The organism is Nonomuraea sp. H19 (assembly GCF_052068215.1).
Taxonomy (GTDB): domain Bacteria; phylum Actinomycetota; class Actinomycetes; order Streptosporangiales; family Streptosporangiaceae; genus Nonomuraea.
Window position 1 is genome coordinate 1 of sequence record NZ_JBQHCV010000045.1, and the last position, 25,547, is coordinate 25,547.

Genomic DNA, 25,547 nt, shown 5'->3' on the forward strand with positions numbered 1-25,547 from the left:
CGCACATCTCACCTCGAAACGCTCGCTCTCGTGGCTTGATAACCCAAATCAGAATTTCTCAGCAGAGTCCTTCAGCCCGGGGGTGAAGCGGACCAGCCCGCGTAGCGGGGCAAGAACAGCCGACTTGCCGCCAGGCGAATCGGCGTCCACCCCGATCAGGCCGGTCGGTTTTGCTGCTCGATGTACTGGCGCAGGACACTGATCGGGGCGCCGCCCACTGATCCGGCGAAGTAGGAGCCGGACCACAGCTTGTTCGCCCGGTAGTTGTGGGCCTCCAGTTCCGACCGGCCGGCCGCCGCGGATGGCCCGGCCGACGCGCTCGGCCTGCCTGCGCGACAGAAGGTCCGCCGGCCACCAGGTGGCGCCCGTCTTGGCGGAGAGCGTCGGATCGGCGCTGGGGGAGAGGGCGACGGAGATGTCATACGGGCTCGTCTTTTGCTGGCGGAGATCGGTGATGGTGACAACGATCTCGGCGTGCCGGAGCTGACGCTTGGCGGCGGTCTGCGCGGGCCGCGTCCATGCCTCGACGCCCGGCGGGTCAGCCGCCGCCGAGTAACGGTTCACTGCTCGATCCTCGTGGCAGACGCGGCAGCCGCGTAGCCCGCCAACATGTCCGCCACCTCTTTGGGGTGGCTGAGCGCGACGCAGTGGCCGCCCGCGATCTCGTCGGGGACTATACCGAGGCGCTCGGGCACCAGCCGGCGAAAGAAGTCGGGCGGGAAGAAGCGGTCCTCGCTGCAGAGCACGAACCTCGTCGGCACGTTCGGCCACGCATCCAACGGCCACGGAGCGGCCGATGCGGCCCTGGACGGATGGTCGCGCTCCTTGCCCATCGCCTCCTCGGCCAGTCCCCGGGGTACATCGTGGTAGAAGCTCACGAATGGATCCGCGCTGCCGGTCAAACCGCCATCGCGCTTGGCCTGCTCCTCCACCGCGCTCTGGTAGCCGGTGTTGGCCCACCACTCATCCGGCGACTCACCCGGCGACGGGATCATGCCGGCCAGGAGGACCAGCACATCGACGGACAGCCGATCGGCGACCAACGGGGCGGTGAACGCACCGAACGAGTGACCCACGACGACCAGGTCCTGCTTGTCACCGACGGCCTCGACCACGGCGTCGGCGTAGTCCGCCAGGGTCTTCGACTCGTCATCCCCCGGAAGGTCGGGAGCCAGCACGTCGTGCCCACGCGCTCGTAGCTCGGCCTCCACCAGGTGCCAGGACCATCCGACGTCTCCTCCGCCGTGGATCAACACGAATGTGCTCATTGGACTCTCCCTTGATTGTTGGAATCCGGATTTATCGTTGGAACTCGGAGCGCACGACGACGGCGACCGCGAGCACCACGATCATGCCGCCGCCGAGGGTCGGCACCGTCACCGGTTCGGCGAGGATCAGCCATCCCAGGCACACGGCCACCAGCGGATTGACGTACGCGTACGTGGCCGCCAAAGAGGTCGCCGTCGACTGCAGCAGCCAGATGTGGGCGGAGAACGCCAGGACGGATCCGAACAGGACCAGGTAGCCCCACGCCGCCCAGGATCGGGCCGAGTAGGCGACCGGGTCGAAGTGCTCGCCACTGGCCAACCCGATGATCGTCAGCGCCCCACCACCGATGAGCATCTCGTAGACCGCGACCACGAACGGGTCACGCGGCAGCCCGATCCGCGGCTGGTACCACGAGCCGAACGCCCACGACAGGCCGGCGACGAGGATGACTGCCATGGTCCAGACCGGAAAGGCGCTACCGAGACCGTTCGCGGTGACCACCACGACCATGCCGCCGAAGCCCATCGCCACGCCCGCCACCGTCCGGCCAGCGGGGCGTTCGCCCGACAGGACGCGGTGGCAGATCACCGCCAGCGCCCCGCCCACCAGCAGGCCAGCCGTCAGGAAGCGGACACCGGCGCTCACGAGGGGCGGCATCTCCTCGACCATGATCCGGATCGCGAGGTAGGTCGATCCCCAGACGACGTAGACGATCGCCAGGGCGGCCCCGACGAGCAGGAGAGGGCTTCGAGTTTTTGCCGGTGCGACGGTGGTCACTGTCATGCCAGCCACGCTAGGAGCCAGGTGCCATCGTGAAAAGCGATTGTTTCCGATCGACTTGATCGCTAAAATCGATGGCTTGGAGTGCGCTGGGACCCGCGACCGATCGCGAACTGAGGCACCTGGCCGCGATGGCCGCTGTCGCCGAGAAGGGCTCGTTCGGCCGGGCGGCGGCCCGCCTCGGCTACACCCAGTCGACCGTGAGCCAGCAGATCGCCGCGTTGGATAGGTCGGTCGGCGGCCCGGTGTTCGATCGACCGGGTGGGCCCAGACGTACGGATCACATCGCTCGGCGCCGTCGTCCTCGAGCACGGACGCGAGCTGCTGGCGAAGGCGGCAGCCCTGGCCGACGAGCTGGTTTTTAAGATGGGTTATCAGCGGCTCACGGCGGTCTGCTGTTCAATACGCGACAGCTTCTCAGGATTGCGCACGTGGTAGGCGCCGGTGACGTAACCGTTCTCCACTCGCACCGCCACCACGCCGTCGATCTCGCCGTTGACTCGGACGAGCAGCCCCGGGCCGCCATTGATCTGCACCAGCTCGACCGACCTTTCTGCGTCGCGCTTCCACCAGCCGACGGCCAGCAGGCGAGCAACGTTGTCAGCCCCCACAATGGGCCGCAGCAGGGCATGCTTGACACCGCCGCCGTCGCTCAGGGCGACGACGTCCGGCGCCAGGATGTCGAGCAGGCTCTGCAGCTCGCCGGTTTCGACCGCTCGTTGGAAAGCCTGGAGGGCGGCTCGGTGCTCGGCCGGGGAGCCGGTGCCGCGTGGCCGGCGCGCGGCGACGTGTGCCCGTGCCCGATAGGCGATCTGACGGACCGCGGCCGGGCTCTTGTCGACGGCCTCGGCGATCTCGTCGTAATCCAGATCGAACACCTCGCGCAGCACGAACACCGCCCGCTCAATCGGCTGAAGCGTCTCCAGCACCAGCAGCATCGCCATCGAGACGCTGTCGGCCAACTCCACGTCCTCGGCCACATCAGGCGCGGTCAGCAACGGCTCGGGCAACCACGGTCCGACGTAGGACTCCTTACGCCGACCGAGCGCACGCAGCCGGTCCAGCGCCTGCCGTGTGACAATCCGCACCAGGTAGGCACGCTCCTCCCGCACGGTGTCAAAGTCGACGTCCACCCATCGCAGCCAGGTCTCCTGAAGGATGTCTTCGGCGTCGGCGGCCGAACCGAGCATCTCATAGGCGACGGTGAACAGCAGGTTGCGATGGGCGACGAACGCCGCGGTAGCGGAGTCCACGCGATCGGCCCGGTCGAGCAGCCCCGGTGCGTCCGTCGTTCGCTCGCTGCGCTCACTCATGCCCGGCCCCTGCCTGTCCGCACTTAGCTCTACCACACGCACAAGACGCCGCTCCCGACCGTTTTGTAACACCCGCGCTCTGTGGTCCACGTCACATGACAGCGCTGTTACGGGGGGCGGGTGGACGGCGTCTCGTGTTCGTCAGGACGCCGCGCGAACGACCCGTACGGCACGCAACACCACGAGAAGGGAAGCCCTCGCCATGTCTACACCCACGACGACCGACCTCCGGTCGCGCATGCCCAACCCCCTCCCGTTCGTCCCCGAGATGGCAGTGGTCGCCGAAGGCCTGCGCAAGGTCATGAAGAACGGCTCGATTCCGCAGGTAACCATCCACCTGCTGCAGTTGCGCGCCGGGCAGATGCTCGGCAGCACGTACTTCACCATCAGGGAAACCGGCAACCTCCGCCAGGCCGGGGAGTCGGAGGAGCGCATCACCGCCGTGGCGACCTGGCGGGACGCCACCTACTTCACCGACGCCGAACGGGTCGCGCTGGAGCTGGTGGAGGCAGTCCTGTCCCCGAACCCGTCCGGGGAGCGAGTCCCCGACGAGCTGTACGCCAAGGCGTCCGCGCACTACGACGACAAGGCGCTCTGGACGCTCATCATGGCGATCGCCCACATCGGCTTCTTCACCCCCGCCGCGCTCATCGCCAAGCCGATCCCCGGCATGCCCCCCGGCCAGAACTACAGCGAGTAAGAAAGGCATCAAGCATGAGCATCACCAAGTTCGCGGTGGCGGGAGCGACCGGGCGGCTGGGACGCCACGTCGTCGACGTCCTCACCGAACGGGGGCACCAGGTCGTGCCGATGTCACGAGCCACCGGCGTGGACATCATCACCGGTGAGGGCCTGGCCGAGGCGCTCACCGAGGTGGATGTCATCATCGACGTCGCCTCGTGGCACGCCTCCGAGCAGGAGGCGGCGACGGAGTTCTTCCGCACGTCGGCCCGCAATCTGCACGAGTACGGTCAGAAGGCGGGGGTCGCCCAGATCACCGTGGCGTCCATCATCGGCGTCGACAAGGCCACCGCCGGTTTCCTCGCCGCCAAGAACGTGCACGAGGAACTCCTCCTGTCCGGCCCGCTCCCTGTCCGCATTCTGCGGGCCGCGCAGTTCCACGAGTTCGTCGGTCAGCTTCTGGACTGGCAGCAGGGCGGCGTCGCCTACATCCCGGCCCTGCCCACCCAGCTCGTAGCCTGCCGCACCGTGGCCGAGGAACTGGTCGACCTGGCCCTCGGCCCCGGCGAGCCCACTCCAGGAACGCCGATCCCCGAGATCGCCGGACCCCGAAAGGAGACCTTGGCGGAGGCGGCCGCACTCCTCGGCGCCCGCCGAGGCATCAAGGTCGTCGGCGTTGACGGCTCGGGCATGCCCGATGCCGAGATTGCCGCCGAGGGCGGGTTCCTGCCCAGCCCGCACGCCAAGCTCGCCGGCCCAACCTTCCAGGACTGGCTCGACACGCAACCCTGAGCCGGGCGTATGGCACGGCTTGACCTTGTTCTCGGAGCTCCACGGCCCGGAGCTCCGAGAACAAGGCTTCCTCCGAACCTGGACTCATCACCGCATCTCGGAAAGGGGCTCACTCATGCCCGTCACCACTATCGACACAACGACCGCACTCGTCCTCATCGACCTGCAGAACGCCATCGTCGGCCGCCCCGCAACCCCCTTCACCGGCGCTGAAGTGGTGGCCCGTGCGGTCCAACTGGCTGACGCCTTTCGCGACCACAGTGCTCCGGTTGTCCTGGTTCGGGTCACGGCCCGCGCGGACGGATCGGACGCTGCTCCAGGACGCACCGAGATTCCGCGCCCGCCTGGCCCCCTGCCCGCGGGCTGGGACGTCATCGTCGATGACCTGGCCGGCCACCCCGGCGACATCACCGTGACCAAGCGCACCTGGGGCGCCTTCCACGGCACCGATCTCGACCTGCAGCTGCGCCGCCGCGGCGTCACGCAGGTCGTGCTGGCCGGGATCGCCACCAGCATCGGCGTGGAGTCCACCGCCCGCGCCGCCTACGAACACGGCTACAACGTCACGCTGGCGACGGACGCCATGACCGATCTGAACGCGGACGCGCATCGCAACAGCCTTGAACGGATCTTCCCACTCCTCGGCGAGAGCGCTACCACCGCCGAGATCCTCGACCTGCTGGCCAAGACCCGCGCCTGACGATCTCACACGATCACCAGATGAATGGACAGATGATGACGCAAACGCCGGAATTGCCGCTGCACATGCGGCGGAACGGGTTCAACCCGGTCGAGGAGCTGGCCCGGGCTCGCGACGGCGAGGGTGTGGTCCGGGTCGAGACGCCGTTCGGCCCGCCCGCGTACCTGGTCTGCCGCCATGAGGACGTTCGCCAGGTGCTGTCGGATCCGGCCCGGTTCAGCAGCGCCCTGACGCCGTTCCCGGGATCCGGGCAGATGGACGCCGACGAGCTGGCCAAGATGCAGGCCGGGCAGCTGATCGGGTTCGACCCGCCGGAGCACACGCGGTTGCGCCGGATGCTCACCCCGGAGTTCACGATGCGCCGGATGCGCAGGCTTGAGCCGCGGATCACCGAGATCGTCCAGGCGGCTCTGGACGATCTGGAGCGGGCCGGTAAGCCGGCTGATCTGGTGGCGCACTTCGCGCTGCCGGTGCCGTCGCTGGTGATCTGCGAGCTGCTGGGCGTGCCGCAGGCCGACCGCGCCGAGTTCCACGAGTGTGCCGTGCGCCTGCTGGACACCTCCTTGCCGATGGAGCAGCGCGTAGCGGCGCAGCGAGAGGACCGCGCCTACATGGCCGGCCTGGTGGACCGCGCCCAGGCCGACCCGGGCGAGGACATGCTGGGCATGCTGGTACGTGAGCACGGCGACGATCTCAGCACCGACGAGCTGATCGGCATCGCGGGACTGCTGCTGCTGGCCGGGCACGAGACGACCGCGAACATGCTCGGCCTGGGCACCCTGGCCCTGCTGCGGCACCCGGACCAGCTCGCCATGATCCGCGAGGATCCGGCCCAGGTCGAGCCCGCCGTCGAGGAGCTGTTGCGCTGGCCGTCCATCGTGCAGTCGCTGCCACCTCGTACGACCACGACGGAGGTGGAGATCGCCGGGCATGCCATCCCTGCGGGCTCGCTCGTGATCTGCTCGCTGCCCGCCGCCAACCGCGACCCTGCCTTCATCGACAATCCCGACACCCTCGACATCACCCGGGGAGCCGCCGGCCACGTCGCCTTCGGCCACGGCGTGCACCACTGTCTCGGGGCGCCGCTGGCGCGGATGGAGATGCGCATCGCCTTCCCGGCCCTGCTGCGGCGCTTCCCCGGCCGCACCGTGTGCTGCCCGAGCTTCCCCGAAGCCCCTGTCTCGTGGATCGCCGCGGCCGGCAGCCGGGGCGGTGGCGTTTGCGGCGGGTGTCGGAGGTTTCGGCGAGCGTCTCGTCGAGGGAGCTTCTTCACCCCGAATCTGGCTGTGGTCTTGCCGACCTCGCTTCGCCACCTGGGTTCGCAGTTGATCGCCATGTCGGTGGCCATCTCGTGGTCGGCTTGTGGTCGGCTCGTCAGAGTGACGGGCCTGTTCGTGAAGGGGCCTGCTCTCCTCGGACGGCGCGGGCCCGCGCCGGCTGAGGCGGTGCGAAGCCCCTGGCGAACAGCCAGATGGGCAGGACCAGGACTTCGAACAACCCGCCCGGCGCAAGCAGGAGCATGCCTGCTCCCGCGTTCATGTCCAGGGCGCCGAGGAGGTCCAGCGGCACTCCCAGCAGCAGCACGGCGTAGCCGATGAGCCCGAGGACCGCGATCGGCCGCGGGACGATGCGGGAGGCGAACAGCAGGTAGGTGAGCACCAGGCCGCCGATGCCCGTGGGGATGTACACCCACAACATCGTGTTGGGGACGGCTTGCAGCTGCGTCAGCAGGTAGAGGCCGCAGGTGGCGGAGACCGCGAACTCGATGACCCGCATGACGGGGTACCACAGGGCCAGCTTGTGGTTGAAGCCCTTCAGGATGCGGTACATGAGCAGGCCGATGGCCACCACGGCCAGGCCCGAGCAGATCATGAGCGCCACGCCGGCGGTCAGCGCCGTCGTGTCGGGGTTGCCGTCGGTGAACGCCTGCGTGAGGGTGGTGCCGATCATCGCCGAGATCATCTGGAAGATGAACAGGGCTCCTACCGTGACCGCGATTGTCCGGGATGTCATGACGGGGCCGTCCTTTCTCTGTCCGGTTCGGTACGCGTCGCCGCCTCTGGCCGCGTGGCCAGCCTGCGGCCGCTGATGAGCAGCCAGCAGATCAGCACCACTTCACCGGCGAAGGTGAACAGCGCGATGTCGAGCGCATAGCCCGGGATCAGCATCAGGCCGAGCCCGTCGGCGAGGTAGCCGAGCCCGGCGATCACCAGCAGGATGCCGATCACGCGCGGCATGAAACCGGACCGGTACGCCAGGTGGCCGATCAGCAGCAGGTGGACGGAGAAGAAGACGAGGCCGACGTGCCAGATGGTGGTGAACGCTCCCGCCGCGCGCAGGACCTGTACGGGGTCGTCGAGACGGTCGAGCCCGGTCACGAGCTGGGCGGCGGCCACCAGCAGGACGGCCGCGTAGGCGATTCTGAACCAGGCGGACATCGCCGCGAGGCTTCGATGTACGGGCTCGAACAGGGTGAGCAGCGCGCCGGCCACGATGATGTCGAGGACGGCCACCAGGACGAAGGCGGCGACGCCCCAGCGGAACAGCGTTTCGGAGCCGGTGATGTCCCGGGCCGTCCTGGCCGCATCTCCTGGCGTGATGAGGGCCTCGAAGGCGGCGAAGTTGGCGAAGACGGCCAGGACGGTCATCAGCAGCAGGGCGATGCCCGCGATCAGACTGGCCATGCGCATGGACCAGCCGGCGTGATTCACGACCGCCCCGGGTCTGTCATGAAAGATGCTCTTCATGGATCTCTCCCTGATCCTCAGAATCCGGAGCACAATCTCGGGGCCGGAGGCCGAACATCTCGGCGACCCGGGGGCCCTTCCAGCGCCCGCCGGGGGGCGTCGTCCAGGCGGCGGTTCGCGGGTCAGCGCGCGCCGGGCGCGACCGTTACAGCGGTGAGGGGCGAGGGCTTGAAGCCCTTGACGACCAGCCAGAGGCCGAGCGATCCTTCCCACAGGAAGATCGGAACGGCCGACATGCCTGACAGCACGGAGACCTGCGGGTAGAGGCCGAACAGCACGGCGGTCGCGGAAAGCAACAGCAAGGGCGCTCCGATGAGACCCACCGCGGGAATGACCCGTGGCACGAGCCGGGCCCGGTACAGCAGGGAACCCAGCAACAGGGCGTTCACGGCCGGGATGAAGCCGGGCCCGAGCAGGAACGTCCAGTTGTGGAGCGCGACGAGCGCGGTGCCGGTGATCACGAGCGAGTCCGCATCGGTTCCGGCGGTTGCGGACTGCCGCAGGGTCACGACGGCCAGGAGGCTGATGATGCCGGCGACGATGATGGCGGCCTCCAGCACGCGCGCGGCGACGAAGCCGAGCGCGGCGGCCTCGTTGTGCCGTTTGACCACCGGATACAGCACGACCGCGGTGCCGATGCAGGCGAAGGCGCAGATGACCTCCAGGAAGGCGCCCCACAGCACGCCGGTGTCCGGGCCGGGCCCGGTGATGTAGCCCGGGTCGTTGAGCACCGGGCTGTAGAGGGCGAGCGTGGGGAGTGAGGTGACGATGGTGATCAGGTAGAGCAGGCCCGCGACGAGCGCAGTCCTCCTTGTCGCGTCCATCGGGCCTCGTTCCGGCGGCGGGATGTGCATCTTGGTTGCCATGTCGATGCCTTTCGTGGCCGGTCCGTGCGAACGGCCTGGCGGGAATCGGGGCGCCCCGGCTCCGGCAGCTCTCGCTCTACGAGTGGGGCAGACGCCTGGTCATGCACTTTTCATGAGCCGCCCCGGCCGCGAGCGGCGGCCGGGGTAGCAGTGTCTCCTGCGGGCCAGGTTCAGGCCGAGACGCCGATCCTCGCGGTGTAGACCACCCGCCCGTTGTTGCCGCTGAAGGAAAGGTCACGGGCGCTCTGGACGGCCGGGCCGATGTCTTGGATCCCGAGGTCGAGATCGTTGGAGCCGCCGCGGGCGCCGTTGCGCTCCCGAAGGCGGACCAGGACCTCGGTGGTGAACGGCTCGTGGATGTTGAGCGTGACGTTCTCGTCGTTGCTGGACTTGTCCAGGCGGTGCGGGCCGGACACGTGCCTCTCGGCCTCGCCGTCGACCTTGAGGTAGACGTCGATCTCGTCGCCGTCCCCTCCGAAGCCGTCGCGGGTCTTGACGCAGTGCAGGTTGGTGATGTCGAGCTGTGCCACAGCGGGCCTCATTCTGGTGAGGGAAGCAACCGTGCCCCGCTCGATCAAGAAGACTGGGCGGTGCGCGGAGATAAATCAGGGTCGCGAAGGCTTACCAGCGGCGTTGCCGGCCATCGGCATGGTTCCGCTTCCTCGCGTGGTAGTGCCGCAGCCAGGTGATTTCGCTCATCCTGCGGTCGTCTCGACGACCGCCGTTCGGTGCGGGCAGCGGGCCGGCCGCGGGCAGACAGCGCCGCAGGTCGAACGCCTGCTCCTTGACTCAACGCCCGCCCGTGCCGGAGGGAAACCGGCGATGAGCGAACGATCCATCAGCACAGCCGATAACCGCCGCAGGCCCGATGGCGGGAAAGCGGGCCCGGGAGCCGGATCAGAGAACGAACGGAAGCCGGCAGATCTCCGCCCTGACCGCCCTTGTCTACGCCAAAGGACGCAGAGCCCTGGTGAGCTTCGGCACTGAGGCGCGGCCGTGATGGCGCTGTACTGGGGGTATCGGGCACCGGCTTCGGAGCCTGATCATCCCCCCGGCAAGGGGATAGATGCGTACACGCAAGAACGACAGCCGCTCACGAGCCACCATCGTGCGCAGGTACGGCGTGCGCGCGCTGGCGGCGGGGGCCGCGTTGTCCGGCGCGCTGCTGGCCGTCGCCGGGCCGGCACATGCCGCCAGCAACGTGGTCGTGACCGGCGGTGGCACGCTGCGGATCATCGCGGGCAACGGGCCGGACAACATCACCGTGTTCGTCGGCGCCGGCGGTCGGCTGCACGTCAGGAACACCCTCGATGTGGTCCCGGCGGTCGCGCCGTGCGTGGCGGCAACCGCCAACGAGGTGTCCTGCCCCGCTGCGGGAATCGTCCGGATCAGGGCGGCCACCAGGGGCGGCGACGACACGCTCCGGAACTTCACCTCCCCGCGTTCCAGGGCGGACATGGGGCGTGGCAAGGACGTCTTCTTCGGCGGGACGGCCAGAGACGTGGTCTTCGGCCGGGCAGGCGATGACGTCCTCAACGGCCTGGGAGGCAACGACGCCGCCAACGGCGGCCCGGGCTTCGACCAGTGCACTGCCGAAACCAGGGTGCTCTGCCCGTAGCGGATCGGCGCACGCGGGGACCGGTCCCGGAGATCGGCCCTTGCGTGGGCGGTGGCGGAGCTTGGCTCAAGGTCCGGCGCTCGGGCCGCCGTCATGGGGCTTGCGGCGCCGAACGGCGGATCTCCTTCCACTCGCCCTGCTGAGCCACGCGCCGTACCCGGGGGACCTGGACCCGTGGAATGGCTGGGGCGCGGCCGGCCGACGCCGTACCGACAGCGATGAAGCGGGTCGAGAGTGTCTGGTCCGGCGAAGCCGGAAGGCCAGGGTCAGGTCCGACGATCAGTCAGTGACGGCGACCATGGCGATCGACACCAGAATCCCCTGCCGGTCGACACCTAGCTTGCTCACACAGCGCGGCGGCCGCACGTCCGGGAAGAACTCGTCGAAGACCTCATTGACGCCGTCGGCGTCCTCGGGGCGCAGCAGCAAGGTGTGGACCATGACGGCGCCGCTCAAAGCAGCGCCGCCGGCGCGCAGGATCGCCTGGCAGTTGAGCAGCGACTGGCGGGTCTGCTCCTGGATCGTGGGCCCTGCCAGCTCGCCGGTCGCCACATCGACTCCCACTGTCCCGGCGACGTAGATCGTGTTGCCCGCCTTCACCGCCTGGCTGTAGCTGGGATATTTCGGCGCCTCGGGCGTGGAGATGACTTCTCGCGGCATCGCATTGCTCCTGCTCTTGACGGGGTTCTGTTCTCCTCGGATGAAGCGCTCAACCGCCGACAAGGCCTGCCCTGACGTCGCCGGACTCGGTTGACCTGCCGGATCACACCACGATCGGCAAGCGGCGGTCCAGGTCGGTGAGGTGCAGCAGCCGGGCCACGCGCGGCGGAAGGCCGGTCAGGGCCAGCGTGATGCCTCGTGCCCGGGCACGGCCCTGCACGCCGACCAGCACGCCCAGCCCGCCTGCCCCGCAGAAGGTGACCTGGGACAGATCGGGGCTTGACTGGCAGGAACAGCCGTTGGCGCTGAGGTTGATCTTGGACGGAACGTGACGCCCGGTTTCTATGCGTGATCATCGCCGAACCCCATCTGTTCCGCTCCGGCGTGAAGGGCGTCTAGGCGACCCCGCCGGATGCTCCTTGTCTCGTCGCGTGAGCTTTCCCCTCAGTTCTAGGGCGGCCCGGCCGCTTCGGCTTCGGTGCCGGCTACCTAGGCCGGGCCACGGCATCACCCATATCGGGACGGGCGGATGCCAGACTGTGAGAAGTGGGCAACGCGATCCTGGAGCGAGAAGACGAGCTGGCGGCGCTGGGCAGCTCCGTCCGCGACGCCGGCGACGGATCCGGCACGGTGGTCCTCATCTCCGGCGAAGCAGGGATCGGGAAGTCGAGCCTGGTCGAGGCCATTCGCGGAGTGCTGCCGGCGGAAGGCAGGCTCCTCGTCGGCTACTGCGACGACCTGGTGACGCCGCGGGTGCTCGGCCCGTTACGGGATCTCATCGGCAGCGTCGGCACGGTGCTGACCCGGGCGCTGGAGCGCGGTGACCGGGGCGAGGTGCTGGAGGCCCTGCGCGACGAACTCGGCTGGGCCGGCCACCCGACCGTGCTCGCCGTCGAGGATGTGCACTGGGCCGACGAGGCGACCTTCGACGTGCTGCGCTACCTCGTCCGCCGGGCTGCGCAGCTGCCGCTGGTCCTGGTGCTGACCTACCGCGACGACGAGCTGGGCACCGACCATCCGCTGCGGCACCTGCTCGGACTGGCTTCGCGGGTCGGGCCGGTCCGCCGGCTGCGCCTGGCCCGGCTCACCGAGGCCGCGGTGCGCCGGCTGAGCGCCGCCGCGAACGCCGATGCCGATGAGGTCTTCGCGATAACCTCGGGCAACCCGTACTTCGTTACCGAGGTTCTGGCCTCAGGCGACGCGACGGCGGTGCCGCTCACGATCGCGGACGCCGTCCAGGCCCGGACAGCGCATCTCGACCCGGCCACCTTGGAGATCCTCGAACGGCTCGCCGTCGTGCCGTCGGTCGTACAGCGCTGGCTCGTAGAGGTGCTCGTACCGGGGGGTCCGGCGGCACTCGCCCCGGCCGAGCAGCGCGGCCTGATCGCGGTCACGCCGAGCCGGGTGGGCTTCCGCCACGAGCTGACCCGGCGCGCGGTGGTGGACTCGATGCCGGCCGCGCGGCGGATGGCGGCCAACCGCAGCGTGCTCGCCGCGCTCCTGGCTCGGCCGGGGACCGACGTGTCCCGGGTGGTGCATCACGCGGCCCAGGCGGGCGACAGCGCCGTCATCCTCCAATACGGGCCGATCGCCGCCCGGCAGGCATCGGCGGCCGGGGCGCACCGCGAAGCGGCGGCCCATCTGCGGCTGGTGCTCGACCAGCACCCGATCCTCGAGCCACGAGCCGAGGCGGAGCTGTGGGAGGGCTTCGCCATCGAGTGCTACACCATCGACGCCCCGGCCGGCGACGCGCTGGCGGCCCAACGCAGGGCCGTCGAGCTGCGGCGCGGTGACGACCCACGTGTCTACGGGGCTTCCCTGCGCTGGCTATCACGGATCTGCTGGTGGGCCGGGGACCCGGACGGGGCGGACACGGCGGCCGACGAGGCCATCGCCGTCCTCACCGCCGCCGGCGACGACGACCTGCTGGCGATGGCGCTCAGCGGCAAGGCGCAACTGCACGCGCTGGTGGGGCGCAACGCCGAGGCCATCGTCGTGGCCGAGCAGGCCATCGCGCTCGGCAAGGACACGCCCGCGACCCTGTCACACGCGCTCAACAATCTCGCCATGGCGCTCTGGGGAACCGGTGACGCACGCGCACACTCCACCATGGAGGAGAGCCTGCAGATCGCACTCGCCGCCGACGAGCCGGAACACGCCTGCCGGGCCTACGTGAACCTCATCCTGTACGACCTGGAACTCCTGCATCTCGACGACGCCAGGCGGCTGCTCCCCGAGGGCATCGAGTTCGCCGAGCGCTCCGACTTCGTGATGTTCACCCGATATCTCCAGGTGGCGTTGGGGGCGTTGTATTTCGCGAGCGCCGAATGGGATCAGGTCGTGCCGGCCGCGGCCTACGCACTCGACAGCTCCCCGCCGGTGCGATGCGCCGCGGTGACGCTGATCGGCCGAACCCGGCTGCGCCGCGGCGAACCCGGTGCGGTGGAGACGCTGCGTGAGGCGTGGCAGATCGCGCTACCCCTGCGCGAGTGCCAGTGGATCGGCCCGGCCGCCGCGGCGCTGGCCGAGGCGGCCATGCTCGCCGGCGACGCCGGCGACGCCGCCGCCGAATTGACCGAGGCCTACGAGCTGGCCCTCCGGTTCGGCACGCCCGCCATCCGGGCGGAGCTGGCCTACTGGCTGGGCCGGGCGGGCCGCCCCGTCGGCGGGAAGGGACTGGACCATCCCTACGCGCTGCTCGCCGACGGCCGCCGGCGGGAGGCCGCCGAGGCGTGGCGGGCCGCCGGCTGCCGGTACGAATACGCGGCGGCCCTGGCCGACAGCCCCGAGCCAGACGACCAGCTGGCGGCTCTGGTTCTGCTCGACGACCTGGGAGCCGAGCCGCTGGCCCGGCTGGTCCGGGCACGCCTGAGAAGCCTCGGCGTGACCCGGATCCCCCGCGGTCCGACACCCGCGACCCGGGTCAACCCGGCCGGGCTGACCGAACGCCAGAGCGAGGTCGTCCAGCTCCTCGCCCTGGGCATGACCAACGCCGAGATCGCCGGCCGGCTCGTCCTCTCGGTGCGCACCGTGGACAGTCACGTCGCGGCGGCGCTGGACAAGCTCGGCGTCCGCACCCGTAAGGAGGCGGTCGCCCGCGCCCGCGACCTCGGCGTCCTCGATCCGCGGCGATGAGCGCCGACAGCCGTTGAGAGGAGCCCGCCCCGAGGCGCCGGGCGGGCTCCTGCCGGCGGAAGATCAGGTTAGGTCAGCCGGTGGGAAGGAAACACTGCGCCAGGGCGACCAGCTTGGTGTCGCGGAAGCCATGGGAGTTTCCGCTGGCGACCCAGCCCTCGGCGCCCGGGAGTGAGTCGAGAATCACTCCCTGCTGTTCGGTGCCGTCCGACTTGGACAGGTAAACCCCGCCCGAGATCATGGTCCATCCCGGCAAGCACGGAACGTGGACGATCTCCTCCCTGGCGTTGATGGGGAGCGGGATGCCGGTCTGGCGGACCTGCGCACCGGCCAGCGGTGCGCACTGCGTGGTGATGACGAGCTTCTCACTGAGACTCGATGAGAAGACCTTCATGGTCCAGCCGGTGCCGTCAGCGGTCACCGCGTTGGAGTACATCGCGTTGCCTTTGGTGCTGAGAGCGCCCTCCGGAGTCCGTAAGGAGCCGCCACCGCCGAACGCGCGCATCCCGGACGGGCAGGTCACCACGCCCCGGCGATTGCCCCGCGCGTCGGGGAAGAAGTTCTCCGTGAGTGAGATCCAGTTGGACGAGCTCAGGCCGGGGACCTGGGCCGTCGGCAGACAGCCGACGACGATCTCCAGGAAGGCCCGGCTGGCCGTACTTCTGAGACGGCCGACGGCCTCCGCTCCCGAGAAGTCCCGGAGCGGGGTGATGGCGGCGATGCCGGCGTTGCCCGCGGCGGAGGAGACCATCCGGGTGCCACTTGGGCAGAGCGCCGTGCCGCTCACCACCGTGTTCGGCGCGCCGGAGAAGACACGCTTGATGTATTGGATCTGGAATGCCGCGGCCGCCGATGAGGCCGGAGCGGCGGAGGCCTGGCCGGCGACGAGCATTCCCGCGGCCGCGACCACCGCCGCAAGGACGATACGAACAATGTTCATGACGCTTCCTTCAGGATTGGCACAGCGGGTTCATGCCGCGAAGGGAGTTCAGCACTTCGGTGCTCTGATCAGCCTCTTGTGAGGGGATTCGCTGAACGACATATCGCAACATGACCCGCTTCTTATATCGGCGAGTCTGCGGCCGACGGACAGGTGCGACATCGGTAACCGCTACCGAGATCGGCCCCGGCGGCCACTGACCGCCAGGGCGGCCACTGACCGCCAGGGCGTCCGCGCAGGCGCCGACGACGGGCACGTTGCTCATTGAGCATCTCAGCGACGATGGGCCGGGACTGCCGGCCTGCCGAGGCGAGAACGGCGCCGGCTGCGCGCGCCGCTCGGCTACCGACCAGAACCCGGACGGGGGCCGGCGGGCGCGGCCTGTGGCTGACCGGCGAGCCGGCCGACGGCAGCCGCCTGTCCAGCGGCCCCGGCGGCACGATCGTGCAGCTGGCCTTCCGCCTGCCCAGACCCCGGCCGGGCCGGGGCAGCGGGCGGGCCGTCCCGGATGCGGGCGCCGGGGGCCTGTCACCCGTCCGGCGGCGGGTTCGATGGTGCGCGCCACCACCGAGTAGGAGGTGGCCCCGCGCCCGGCGCGGGGCCATCCCTACGTCAACCGCCTACGCCGACAACCGGGAGCGCGGCGCCGAACCTGTCAGGGCGTCAGCCCCAGCTGGCGCAGTTGCGCGGGGCATAGCCCGTTCTGCGAATAAACGACCCTTTGTCGCTGAACGGTGCAAACGCGAAGATCGGGACCCAAAGGACAAGCCGCAGAGCATGTCCAACAAGCCTGGCCACCCGCAGCCCAAGTCCCGGATGCCTGTGCCAGACGGCGAAGACGCTTGGCTGGGGCAGTCCGGCCGAGCGTCTCGCTATGCTTCTCGACGCTAGAGATCGATCACCGTGTTGCGACAACCCCTGGAATTCACCCCGTGCAGGACGGGGCTTTTGCTCCTGAACGGCCCTCCACGAGACCCCAGCCACTCCTCGCGCCGGTGTCACGCCGCGCGGTACTGCTCCATCGCGGCGATCTCCTCCTCGCTCGCCTGCCGCAGGAACCACCAGGGCGTCATCGGGCTGGGCCGCTGGTGCAGCAGCACACGTTTCATGGTCGGCAGGTCCCACTCCGAGGTCAGATCGACCAGATAGGCGCGCAGCCTGAACATACGCGTCACCCGCGGCAGGGTCATCCCGAGCAGCGGCACGTACTCTTCGATCTCCTCGCGCGGCGCCTCAAACCTGGCGTGGACGTGCTCGACGACCGACCACACCAGGTAGTCGGGGCGGTCGTCGTCGTAAGGGTGGAGCCAGCCGCCTGGGCCGCGATCGTGCGGCCAGCTGCGCAGCGCGACCCGCAGTAGCTCGTCAAAGTCCATCGGTCCAGTATCGAACACGCGTGCTATGGTGCGGCTCGCCGCGCTCGCGCAGCTCAATCTGGTAGGCCCGGGTGCCGGTTCAATGGAGCGCCATCCGGCGGCTGTGGAGCGAGAAAGGTGTGGCCGCCCAACGTAAAAGTGATTCCATGGGAAAGTGGGCGCCAGTGCATCATGTTGCGGCGGCACGTTTTAACCCGGAAATGCGTTTCAGTGGCCGGGAAAGAAGTCTGCTCGTATGTCTTGACGTTTCTCCGCCGTGGCGGGTCACCATGAGAAGGACAGCGGAAGACGAATGCGGTGGGAGGATTCATGCTCAAGGAAATATGTGCCGCCAGCGCCCTTGCGGCTGCTGCGCTCGTTCCGTCGACGGCCTCTCAGGCAGCGCAGGCCGAGAAAGTCCGCGCCGTCGCCACGCCCGCCAAGTCCACTTCACTCACCAATTGCACGTCCTGGCACGCGCCTAAGTGCAAATGGTTCGAGGAGGAGAACCAGAGGTGCCTCTACTGTAGGGTCAAGAAGGGCAGCGGATACAAGAAGCATTACTGCGAGAAGAAGGAAAAGAAGCCCACTGAACCGGCGAAGCCCCCTGCACCGACGCAGCGCGACTGCGCGACAGTCGCGGACCCGCTGCCGGGTAGGCCGGGCCGGAAGTGCTCGATATGCACGGACCTGGAGACCGGGAAGATTATCAGCAAGGAGTGCTTCGGTAATTAGCATCCGGTACGTGCTTCTGACGGTCTGGCGAGGCATCCGAGAGGGGCTCGACGACCACGGGAGGCGGTACGGGGTATCGGCCCCACGTGCTGTGCCGCCTCCGTCGCGCTCCTCAAACGCATCACCGATCTTCGGATGATCTTCTCTGAAGTCCGTTGTCAACGGCAGTCCCGAGACAATCCTCCCGACAATCCGGCACCGGACAATGGGAGCTGGCCATGTTTGAGGCCTGATTGCCGGCTCTGCCGGGCGTTCACCGGCACGCAGACCCTCACACGTAGGGCTTGGCGGCGTAGGTTAGAGGGTCCTCAGCGGTAGGTCGTCGGCCTGGAGTCGAATCCGCCGCGCGTTCGCAACTCGATACAGCAGCTCCACCGGCTGCGCTTCCCCGTCTCGGGTGAGGCGCTCAGCGGTCAGGACGGACACGCCGGGACGGAGCCGAAGTGTCTCGGCCTCGTCTTTCGCCGCGGTGCGGGCTCCGATGAGTTCCCGGACTCGGGCGGTCGCGGGATCGAGCACGCTGGCGGCGATGAGCGCGGCCAAGATGCCGCCGTCGACCTTGCCGCTGCCGGCCGGGGGGTGCCGTCGACCAGGGCGAGCGGGTAGTACGCCGTGTCGAGCATGACGGCCTGGCCGTTGAGGAGCGCGTGCCGGTCGCGGCGGACGACAGTCGCGCCGCCGCGGCATGCCATCCTGGAGCATCGCTGATCACCACCACAACCCGAGGAGAGCGAGATGGCCGCCGACTTCTTCATCGCCGACACCGAAAACGGCCGCTTCGTCGACGACCCCGACCAAGACGCCCTCCTCCTGCTGATTGCCGGCCTCAACCACGACGACAACACCTTCGTCACCATCAACCCCGCCGACGAGAGCGCCGCCTGGTATGCCTCGGTGTCCCTGCTCCCCGACGGCGGCTACGAAGTCGAACTCGCCGATCCTGACCGGCAGGAGCACCAGCACGCCATCCACACCGACCACGACAAGATCGCCCAGCATGTCAGCGATTGGCTCGCCACTCACCAACACGCCAGATGATCAGCCCGCTTCTCCTCGCGCCATTAGAAAACAGGCCCTAGTGCTGCGTTCCTCAAAGGGTGTAGGTGAACCGTCGGCGTAGCTGCCGTGGTGGCGGTGGTGGACGTCCCCAGACCCAGGGTCTGGCCTGGGCGTTGAGTTGGGCGGTGGCGATGCGGGTGGCGTAGTCGATGTCGTCGGGGCCGACGAAACACTGCCCGGCGATGGCATGCCTCCGGAAGATGCGCCACCAGGCCTCCTGCAGGTTGAGCCAGCAGGCGCCGACCGGGATGAAGACCTGCCGGATCCGGGGATGGCCGGCCAGCCATTCCCGGGTGGCGTAGCTGTTGTGGCTGGATAAGTTGTCGGTGATGACGAAGATGGGAGCGGTGCCAGGGTTGGCGTTCTCGATCTTGGCGAGAAACTGCTGGTAGTAGCGGCTGCTGCGGGATGGGGCGGTCATGGTGACCGCGGTCCCGTCGGCGATGCGCAGACCTCCGTATACCCAGGTCTTTTCAGGGCCGCGAGAGTAGTCCAGCGGCGCTTTGATCCGGTGCCCATCAGGCGACCAGCCGGATGCGGGTGGGAAGGCCCGCGGCACCACGGGCCCAAGCTCATCTGCGCAGACCACTATCGCGCCGGACGGCGGGCGCGTATAGAGGTCCACGATCCGGGATCTTTTGCGGCGAATTCCGGGTCTTTGCTGGTGGTCCAGGATCGGGGGCGGCGCCATCTCACCCCTTCCTTCAGCAGGATCCGGCGCACTTGAGAGCGACCGACCTCGATTCCGGCGGCACGGGCCACAGCCGTCAGCGTGTCCAGCGTCCACACGCCCGGCGCATCTTCCTCCTCGGCGGCGGCCAGCCCGTTCAGTCACGGATCGGGCACCGGCCGCCCTGGCGGGGTCGTTTTGACCAGGGCGATGATCTGGCTGCGCTCGCTTTCGGTGAGCCGCGGTCGTCGCCCAGGCCCGGGCCGATCGCCCAGGCCATCGATCCCTTCACCGTTGAACCGGTGTAACCGCCGGCGCACCGTTTCCGGGTGACAGCCCAGTCTGGCCGCGATTGCCGGCACCCGCAGCCCGTCCCAGCTGGCCACCACGATCCGGGCGCGCTGAATCCAGTCACCGGGAGCGTGCCGGGCACCGGCCAACCGGCGCATAGTGCGTTCTTCCCTCTCATCGCGCGGAGCCCGCGCGAACAGTAGTTTCGGCATGGCGAAACCCTCCTGCCATGAGAATCCGCCTGCTCAAGGCTCCTGGCCAGAGGCAATCCCACACCCTTTGAGGAACGCAGCACTAGGCCTGGACACCGCGATCGACCGGATCACCGCGGCGATCGCCGACCAGGTGGTGGTCCCGGACGGCTGGCAGTGCTGCGCCTTCGCCGGTGACCGCGGGCTGCTCCACCCCGAGCTGACCGCATCGGCCACACGGGAGGAGGCGGCCGCCGTTCGGGCCGAGGAGTTCGCCGCGCACGCCTCCGTCAACCGCACCTGCGAGCTGGGCTTGACCCGGACTACCGGCAAGCCGTACCACCACCTGCTCGAGCTCCTCGATCAGGCCACCTTCTGAGAAGTGATCAAATCGACGCGCAGAGCGGGTGTGAGGCGCAGTCAACTCTCCGACAATCATTGGAAGTTCATCGAGCCCTATGTGCCGATGGCGTGCCCGTTCCCGCCCGGGTCGCGTCCGTGCCCCAGCTGGCCAGCAGTCGCAGCGCCTCCGCCGACGGGGAGCCCGGTTCGGCGTGGTACGTCGCCAGCGTCTGTTCGTGGTCGTCGGCCAGGTGGAATGACTCGAGGCGGAGATCGAGTTCGCCGACGAGCGGGTGGTGCAGGCGCTGGATGCCGTGGCACTTGTCCTTGACGTCGTGGGTGGCCCACAGCCGCCTGAACTCCTCGCTCTTCACGGAGAGTTCGCCCACCAGCGCGGACAGCCGGGGGTCGTCCGGATGGGAGCCGGCGTCCATGCGCAGCTGAGCGACGACGTCGATCGCTTTGTGCTCCCAGTCCACGAACAGGTCGCGGTACTCGGGCCTCAGGAACACCAGCCGCGCCCAGTTCCGCTCGTGCGCCGGCAGCTCCGCCCAGTCGCCGAAGACCGCCGCGGCCATCCGGTTCCAGGCGAGGATGTCCGAGCGCCGCCCCACGAGGATCGCCGGGACGCCGTCCATGGTGTCCAGCAGCGTCCGCAGGGGGCCCCGCACCTGCTGGGCGCGGACGGCCGGCTTCTTCTTCTGTTTCGGCTTCGCCAGGTGTGTGAGGTGGGCGTGCTCGGCGTCGCTGAGCCGCAGCGCGCGGGCGATGGCGTCGAGGATCTCCGCCGACACGTTGCGCCCGTTGCCCTGCTCCAGGCGCGTGTAGTACGCCACCGACACTCCGGCCAGCTGCGCCAGCTCCTCGCGGCGCAGCCCCGGCACCCGCCGGTGCCGCCCGAAGTCCGGCAGCCCCACGTCCTCCGGCCTCAGCCGGGCCCGCCGGGTGCGCAAGAACTCACTGAGCTCGGCACGCGGGTCCAGAGCGCCGGCGGCGGGCTCGTGCACCGGTTCGGGGTATTCGTCCATGTCTTGAGTATCCACGGTCGGACGCACACCTGCCTGACCCAGCCAGTGGTAGGCACAGCGGACGTACGCAAAGCCGTGACCTGGGTGAATACCGGATCGTCCAGCACGCTGGAGACCGTGCCCGGCTGGAAGGCAGCCGGGGCGTGGCTTGCATCAAGAACGGAGCACACCCCATGACCGCAACACAGGGGACCGAGTCGAGGACGCGCCAGAGCGAAACGGCCGAGGTGGTCGGCCGCCTTCGTGCGACGTTCAACACCGGCGTCACCCGCGGACTGGACTGGCGCGTCAACCAGCTGCAGCGGCTACGGGCACTGCTGGTCGAAAACGAGCAGGAGCTGCTCGAAGCGCTCTGGGCGGATCTGAGGAAGAACGCCGCCGAGGCGAAGACGCAGGAGATCGACTTCACCGTTGCTGACATCGACGAGACGCTGGCGAGTCTCGAGAGCTGGCTTCAGCCTCGCCCGGTGGAGGTTCCTGCCCACTTCGGTCCCACGACAACCGCTTACACCACGTACGACCCGCTCGGGGTCGTCCTGGTGATCGCTCCGTGGAATTTCCCGCTGCATCTTCTCATCGACCCCATCATCGGCGCACTGGCCGCCGGAAACACCGTGGTGGCCAAGCCGAGCGAGATCTCGGTGCACACATCGGCAGTGGCTTCACGCCTCCTGCGAGAGTACTTCGACGCCGACGTGCTCACCGTGGTCGAGGGGGGAGCCGAGGAGACCACGGCCCTCCTGGCACAGCGTTTCGACCACATCTTCTACACGGGCAATGGCACGGTCGGCCGGATCGTCATGGCCGCAGCAGCCAAGAACCTCACCCCGGTCACGCTCGAACTTGGGGGCAAGTCGCCGGTCTTCGTGGCACCTGACGCTGACGTGGACGAGACCGCGAAGCGGCTGGTCGGCGCCAAGTTCGGCAACGCGGGGCAGCAGTGCATAGCCCCCGACTATGTCCTGGCCGATCCTGCCACCGCCGCCGCACTGGTTCCCGCCCTGCGCACGGCGGTCGAAGCCCAGTTCGGCACCACCCCGCAGACCGCAGCCGGCTTCGGCCGGATCATCAACGAGCGGCACTTCGACCGGCTCACCCGTCTGCTGGACTCCGGCCGGGCGGCGGTGGGAGGCCAGCACGACCGTGACGACCTGTTCATCGCACCGACCGTGCTCACCGATGTCGACCCCGCATCGCCGGTCATGCAGGAGGAGATCTTCGGTCCGATCCTCGCCGTCGTCGAAGTCGCAGACCTCGATGCCGCCATCGCCTTCATCAACGAACGCGACAAGCCCCTCGCGCTCTACGCCTTCACCACGTCCGAGGCCACCAAGTCGCGCCTCTTGAATGAGACGTCCTCCGGCGGCGTCGCCTGGGGCCAGCCGGTGATGCAACTGCTCATGCCCGGCCTGCCTTTCGGTGGCGTCGGCGAAAGCGGCATGGGTCGGTACCACGGCCGGTATTCCCTCGAGACGTTCAGCCACCTCAAGGCTGTCGCGGACGTACCGCTCAGCTAGCCTCGCGCTTTCGTGAAGCAGGCTGGCCGATGGGCGATCGGCCGGCGGAAGTGCCTCAGGCCGAGAATGAGGATCGCTGAGATCGCTGTTCCCGCCACCGCCCAAAGCGCGTTCCAGGTGAAGCCGTGTATCGGTCCTCTTCGCGGGGGCGCGTCGAGGGAGTCGGTCGCGGCGCGGCCTGCAGACACCGATCCGTACCGACTCCGGCGGCGGCACCCATGACTTCGTCACCTGGCTGGCTGCTGATCGTGCGCAAGGAGCGAACGCCCGTACTCCGGCGGGCAGTTGCGCTTGACCGGCGTCGACACCGACGCCGACGGCATGCGGCTCTCACCGCGTTCGCCGCCAACACCACCCACACCCCGATCGCGGTCCTGGAACCGCGTCACCGTCAGCGGGCCCGCGCCTGCCCGAGGACCGCATCCGCGCCTCCGCCGGGACAGCGTGGCCCCCCTGCGTCGCAGACCTTCATCCCGTCTCCCTCCGTATTGCAGAAAGAAAGAAACCCATGACTGTCAACATTTCAGACGTTTCGCCCGTTCCGTCGCTTTTCTCCCCCGTCTCTCTCGGGAAGATCGAGCTCGCCAACCGCATCGTCATGGCACCGCTGACCCGGGTCCGGGCCGGTTCCTCCGGCATTCCCGGGGACCTGATGGTCGAGTACTACCGGCAGCGGGCGAGCGTCGGAATGATCATCACCGAGGGCACCTACCCCGACCACGCGTCGCAGGGGTATGTCGGTGAGCCGGGCATCGCCACCGACGAGCAGGCGGCCGGCTGGCAGCGGGTGTTCGAGGCGGTGCACGCCGAGGGCGGCCGTATCGTCCTGCAGATCATGCACGCCGGCCGCGGCACCCACCCCGACATCAACGGTGGCCGCCGCATCCTCGCCCCCAGCGCGATCGCCATCGACGGCAAGACGTTCACCGAGAAGGGCGAGCAGCCCTACCCCGTACCGGAAGCGATGACCACCGCAGAGATCCGTGCAGCCCTGGAGGACTTCGTCACCGCGGCCCGCCGGGCCATCGAGGCGGGAGCGGACGGCGTGGAAATCCACGGCGCCAACGGCTACCTGCTCCAGGAGTTCCTCTCCCCGGCGGCCAACCAGCGCACCGATGGATACGGCGGCTCGCCGCAGAACCGCGCCCGCTTCGTCGTCGAGGTCGTCACGGCGGTCGCCCAGGCCGTCGGTGCCGAGCGGGTCGGGCTGCGGATCTCGCCGGAGGTCGACCTCGGGGACGTCTTCGAGACCGACCGGGACGACGTCCTGGCCACCTACGGCACCCTGATGGACCAACTGCGCCCGCTGGGCCTGGCCTACCTCTCCGTACTGCACGCCGAGCCGGGCGGCGAGCTGGTACAGGAGCTGCGGCGGCGCTTCGACGGCAAGCTGATCGTCAACAACGGCCCCTTCGGGGGGCAGACCACCCGCGAGCGGGCGCTCCAGCAGATCGAGGCCGACCACGCCGACGCCGTGGTCGTGGGCCGGGCCCTCATCGCCAACCCCGACCTGGTCGAGCGCTGGCAGGGTGGCCACCCGGAGAACGAGCCGCGGCCGGAACTGTTCTACGGGCCGGGCGCCGAGGGCTACACCGACTACCCCTTCCTCGAAGCGGCTTGAGGCCCACGGTCACGCCTGACCATGCGGCAGCCCCACTCACACATGGACAGGCGCCCGACCGGCGACACTGTGCCCGCCCCTTTGAGCCCGCGGTCACACCGGCGATCACCGGCTCGAGGACCGTCGGGTCCGTCAGGGCTCAGCCCGTTGAGCTGTTGCCGGACGGAGCCGGCTGGTTGCACCGCATTCGGATCAACGCCGACGGAACACGCGAGGGGCTAGTGTCCTGGATAGCGATCACCTCCGGGCCGCGGGGAGGACTCGTGTCGAGCCGTACCACCACAAAGGCGAGCAGCCCGAGGGCGGCCAGTGCGAAGACCGCGTTGCCCATGAGGTCCACATGCGCGGGCGCTGGGAAACTCGGCGGCTGTGGGAAGCCGTGCCACGCGTAGGTGACCAGGCCTGCGGTGCCCAGGGCGAACCTGTGCCAGGGTCCCCAGCCCATGCGCCGGGACCAGCGCAGGATGAGCAGCGTCATCGTGGCGTAGAGCGCGAGGTAGAAGCCGACCGTGATCCACGCGGGCACGATGGACTCCAGCTTGATCCCCACCAGGGCGAGCAAACTGGGGAGCCAGAACGCCAGCCCGGCCGCGATGGTGATCGCGAAGACGGTCCACGGGCTGGCCGGCGTGGCCGGGAGAAGGGGGCGGCGGAATCGAACGGACAGGAACGCGGCGATGATCAGGGCGACGGCCGCGATCAGCGTCCAGATGATCTGAGCGGCCGACAGCGGGTAGAGAGCCGGACCTGCCAGGGCGATGGGCACCGCGCCGCCTAGCAGGAACAGGACGGCTGACACGGTGAGGCCGACCTTGCCGAGCCAGGGCGTGTCCGGCCGGCGTGAGCCCGCCTCTACCATCGAGATCGGCACCGCGATGCTCCACACCCCATGGATGGCCAGAACGAACACGGTCCAGTAGGCGCCGATGCCCAGCGCCGGAATGAACCCATAGTCGAGCAACCGCAACCCGACGTAGTCGGGATCGAACAGCGACCGGGTGAGCAGGCCCTCCTCGATCACGGCATAAGCGAGCCCGAGCAGAATGATCCCCGGCCACCCCAGCCGCCACCGGCGTGCGACCTCACGGATCAGCAGCGCGCCACCGCCATAGAGCGGAATCAGCCCGATGATCATCGGTAGGGCGTTGATGGCGATGTTGCCCAGCAGATACTCGCCGACCAGCGGCGCGAGAACCAGCAGGCCAAGTGCTGGAAGAATGCGTTTGAACACGTCTAC

The 25,547-nt window shown here is 68.8% G+C and carries 27 protein-coding genes and 2 pseudogenes; 12 read left to right on the forward strand and 17 right to left on the reverse strand.

Annotated features, from left to right (window positions below):
* Positions 1–155 precede the first annotated feature (155 nt).
* The 3 genes and pseudogenes from ACTMTI_RS51960 to ACTMTI_RS51970 form a co-directional block, all read right to left on the reverse strand.
* Positions 156–263, reverse strand: a pseudogene (locus tag ACTMTI_RS51960) (transposase); the annotation flags it as partial.
* A gap of 297 nt (positions 264–560) precedes the next feature.
* Positions 561–1,268, reverse strand: a complete 708-nt coding sequence (locus ACTMTI_RS51965) for an alpha/beta hydrolase (protein WP_441128323.1) — start codon at positions 1,266–1,268, stop codon at positions 561–563.
* Positions 1,269–1,299: 31 nt separating this feature from the next.
* Positions 1,300–2,052 (reverse strand): EamA family transporter, encoded by a 753-nt coding sequence (locus tag ACTMTI_RS51970; protein WP_441128324.1) that lies wholly within the window; start codon positions 2,050–2,052, stop codon positions 1,300–1,302.
* Between the two features lie 71 nt (positions 2,053–2,123).
* Here ACTMTI_RS51970 and ACTMTI_RS51975 point away from each other — a divergent pair, with 71 nt between their 5' ends.
* Positions 2,124–2,414, forward strand: coding sequence for a helix-turn-helix domain-containing protein (locus ACTMTI_RS51975; protein WP_441128325.1), 291 nt, complete (start codon positions 2,124–2,126; stop codon positions 2,412–2,414).
* A gap of 9 nt (positions 2,415–2,423) precedes the next feature.
* Here the strand turns inward: ACTMTI_RS51975 and ACTMTI_RS51980 are convergent, their stop codons facing one another.
* Positions 2,424–3,362, reverse strand: a complete 939-nt coding sequence (locus ACTMTI_RS51980) for an RNA polymerase sigma-70 factor (RefSeq protein WP_441128326.1) — start codon at positions 3,360–3,362, stop codon at positions 2,424–2,426.
* A 202-nt stretch (positions 3,363–3,564) separates the two neighbouring features.
* On the opposite strand from ACTMTI_RS51980, the gene ACTMTI_RS51985 reads away from it, so the two are divergent.
* The 4 genes and pseudogenes from ACTMTI_RS51985 to ACTMTI_RS52000 all read left to right on the forward strand — a co-directional run.
* Positions 3,565–4,062, forward strand: coding sequence for a carboxymuconolactone decarboxylase family protein (locus ACTMTI_RS51985; protein WP_441128327.1), 498 nt, complete (start codon positions 3,565–3,567; stop codon positions 4,060–4,062).
* Positions 4,063–4,076: 14 nt separating this feature from the next.
* Positions 4,077–4,835: an SDR family oxidoreductase gene (locus tag ACTMTI_RS51990; RefSeq protein WP_441128328.1), complete on the forward strand. Its 759-nt coding sequence runs from the start codon at positions 4,077–4,079 to the stop codon at positions 4,833–4,835.
* A gap of 115 nt (positions 4,836–4,950) precedes the next feature.
* A complete protein-coding gene (locus ACTMTI_RS51995) occupies positions 4,951–5,535 on the forward strand; it encodes a hydrolase (protein WP_441128329.1) in 585 nt (194 codons plus the stop codon).
* Positions 5,536–6,200: 665 nt separating this feature from the next.
* Positions 6,201–6,611 (forward strand): annotated as a pseudogene (locus ACTMTI_RS52000) (cytochrome P450); the annotation flags it as partial.
* A gap of 298 nt (positions 6,612–6,909) precedes the next feature.
* Here the strand turns inward: ACTMTI_RS52000 and ACTMTI_RS52005 are convergent.
* From ACTMTI_RS52005 to ACTMTI_RS52020, 4 genes are all read right to left on the reverse strand, one after another.
* Positions 6,910–7,548 carry a DUF4386 domain-containing protein gene (locus ACTMTI_RS52005; protein WP_441128330.1) on the reverse strand — a complete coding sequence of 213 codons (639 nt, stop codon included), beginning with the start codon at positions 7,546–7,548 and terminating at the stop codon, positions 6,910–6,912.
* On the reverse strand, positions 7,545–8,282 hold the full coding sequence (locus ACTMTI_RS52010) for a DUF4386 domain-containing protein (RefSeq protein ID WP_441128331.1): 738 nt from the start codon (positions 8,280–8,282) through the stop codon (positions 7,545–7,547). The genes ACTMTI_RS52005 and ACTMTI_RS52010 overlap by 4 nt, the downstream gene beginning before the upstream one ends.
* A gap of 122 nt (positions 8,283–8,404) precedes the next feature.
* Complete coding sequence (locus tag ACTMTI_RS52015) at positions 8,405–9,106, reverse strand: DUF4386 domain-containing protein (protein ID WP_441128332.1); 702 nt, start codon at positions 9,104–9,106, stop codon at positions 8,405–8,407.
* Between the two features lie 212 nt (positions 9,107–9,318).
* Positions 9,319–9,678 (reverse strand): hypothetical protein, encoded by a 360-nt coding sequence (locus ACTMTI_RS52020; protein ID WP_441128333.1) that lies wholly within the window; start codon positions 9,676–9,678, stop codon positions 9,319–9,321.
* Positions 9,679–10,214: 536 nt separating this feature from the next.
* On the opposite strand from ACTMTI_RS52020, the gene ACTMTI_RS52025 reads away from it, so the two are divergent.
* On the forward strand, positions 10,215–10,766 hold the full coding sequence (locus ACTMTI_RS52025; protein WP_441128334.1) for a hypothetical protein: 552 nt from the start codon (positions 10,215–10,217) through the stop codon (positions 10,764–10,766).
* Positions 10,767–11,045: 279 nt separating this feature from the next.
* On the opposite strand, the gene ACTMTI_RS52030 is transcribed toward ACTMTI_RS52025, so the two are convergent.
* Both ACTMTI_RS52030 and ACTMTI_RS52035 read right to left on the reverse strand, forming a co-directional pair.
* Positions 11,046–11,426, reverse strand: coding sequence for a RidA family protein (locus ACTMTI_RS52030; RefSeq protein WP_441128335.1), 381 nt, complete (start codon positions 11,424–11,426; stop codon positions 11,046–11,048).
* A 103-nt stretch (positions 11,427–11,529) separates the two neighbouring features.
* Positions 11,530–11,772, reverse strand: coding sequence for an STAS domain-containing protein (locus tag ACTMTI_RS52035; RefSeq protein ID WP_441128375.1), 243 nt, complete (start codon positions 11,770–11,772; stop codon positions 11,530–11,532).
* 200 nt (positions 11,773–11,972) lie between these two features.
* Between ACTMTI_RS52035 and ACTMTI_RS52040 the strand changes: the two genes are divergently transcribed.
* Positions 11,973–14,561: an ATP-binding protein gene (locus ACTMTI_RS52040; protein WP_441128336.1), complete on the forward strand. Its 2,589-nt coding sequence runs from the start codon at positions 11,973–11,975 to the stop codon at positions 14,559–14,561.
* A 73-nt stretch (positions 14,562–14,634) separates the two neighbouring features.
* Here the strand turns inward: ACTMTI_RS52040 and ACTMTI_RS52045 are convergent, their stop codons facing one another.
* Positions 14,635–15,501 carry a hypothetical protein gene (locus tag ACTMTI_RS52045; protein ID WP_441128337.1) on the reverse strand — a complete coding sequence of 289 codons (867 nt, stop codon included), beginning with the start codon at positions 15,499–15,501 and terminating at the stop codon, positions 14,635–14,637.
* 998 nt (positions 15,502–16,499) lie between these two features.
* Positions 16,500–16,877, reverse strand: coding sequence for a hypothetical protein (locus ACTMTI_RS52050; protein ID WP_441128338.1), 378 nt, complete (start codon positions 16,875–16,877; stop codon positions 16,500–16,502).
* Between the two features lie 309 nt (positions 16,878–17,186).
* On the opposite strand from ACTMTI_RS52050, the gene ACTMTI_RS52055 reads away from it, so the two are divergent.
* Entirely contained in the window at positions 17,187–17,591 is a 405-nt protein-coding gene (locus ACTMTI_RS52055; RefSeq protein WP_441128339.1) for a hypothetical protein, read from the forward strand.
* A 297-nt stretch (positions 17,592–17,888) separates the two neighbouring features.
* Here the strand turns inward: ACTMTI_RS52055 and ACTMTI_RS52060 are convergent, their stop codons facing one another.
* Positions 17,889–18,293: a UTRA domain-containing protein gene (locus ACTMTI_RS52060; protein ID WP_441128340.1), complete on the reverse strand. Its 405-nt coding sequence runs from the start codon at positions 18,291–18,293 to the stop codon at positions 17,889–17,891.
* 33 nt (positions 18,294–18,326) lie between these two features.
* Here ACTMTI_RS52060 and ACTMTI_RS52065 point away from each other — a divergent pair, with 33 nt between their 5' ends.
* Complete coding sequence (locus ACTMTI_RS52065; protein WP_441128341.1) at positions 18,327–18,629, forward strand: hypothetical protein; 303 nt, start codon at positions 18,327–18,329, stop codon at positions 18,627–18,629.
* 52 nt (positions 18,630–18,681) lie between these two features.
* Here the strand turns inward: ACTMTI_RS52065 and ACTMTI_RS52070 are convergent, their stop codons facing one another.
* A complete protein-coding gene (locus ACTMTI_RS52070) occupies positions 18,682–19,341 on the reverse strand; it encodes an IS630 family transposase (RefSeq protein ID WP_441128342.1) in 660 nt (219 codons plus the stop codon).
* A 140-nt stretch (positions 19,342–19,481) separates the two neighbouring features.
* Positions 19,482–19,823, reverse strand: coding sequence for a helix-turn-helix domain-containing protein (locus tag ACTMTI_RS52075; RefSeq protein WP_441128343.1), 342 nt, complete (start codon positions 19,821–19,823; stop codon positions 19,482–19,484).
* A 67-nt stretch (positions 19,824–19,890) separates the two neighbouring features.
* On the opposite strand from ACTMTI_RS52075, the gene ACTMTI_RS52080 reads away from it, so the two are divergent.
* Positions 19,891–20,181: a hypothetical protein gene (locus ACTMTI_RS52080; protein ID WP_441128344.1), complete on the forward strand. Its 291-nt coding sequence runs from the start codon at positions 19,891–19,893 to the stop codon at positions 20,179–20,181.
* A gap of 67 nt (positions 20,182–20,248) precedes the next feature.
* Here the strand turns inward: ACTMTI_RS52080 and ACTMTI_RS52085 are convergent, their stop codons facing one another.
* Positions 20,249–21,172, reverse strand: coding sequence for a helix-turn-helix domain-containing protein (locus tag ACTMTI_RS52085; RefSeq protein WP_441128345.1), 924 nt, complete (start codon positions 21,170–21,172; stop codon positions 20,249–20,251).
* A 173-nt stretch (positions 21,173–21,345) separates the two neighbouring features.
* On the opposite strand from ACTMTI_RS52085, the gene ACTMTI_RS52090 reads away from it, so the two are divergent.
* Both ACTMTI_RS52090 and ACTMTI_RS52095 read left to right on the forward strand, forming a co-directional pair.
* On the forward strand, positions 21,346–22,689 hold the full coding sequence (locus ACTMTI_RS52090) for an aldehyde dehydrogenase family protein (protein WP_441128346.1): 1,344 nt from the start codon (positions 21,346–21,348) through the stop codon (positions 22,687–22,689).
* A gap of 508 nt (positions 22,690–23,197) precedes the next feature.
* Positions 23,198–24,310 (forward strand): alkene reductase, encoded by a 1,113-nt coding sequence (locus ACTMTI_RS52095; protein ID WP_441128347.1) that lies wholly within the window; start codon positions 23,198–23,200, stop codon positions 24,308–24,310.
* Between the two features lie 139 nt (positions 24,311–24,449).
* Here the strand turns inward: ACTMTI_RS52095 and ACTMTI_RS52100 are convergent, their stop codons facing one another.
* Positions 24,450–25,541, reverse strand: a complete 1,092-nt coding sequence (locus ACTMTI_RS52100; protein ID WP_441128348.1) for a hypothetical protein — start codon at positions 25,539–25,541, stop codon at positions 24,450–24,452.
* Between the last annotated feature and the right edge of the window lie 6 nt (positions 25,542–25,547).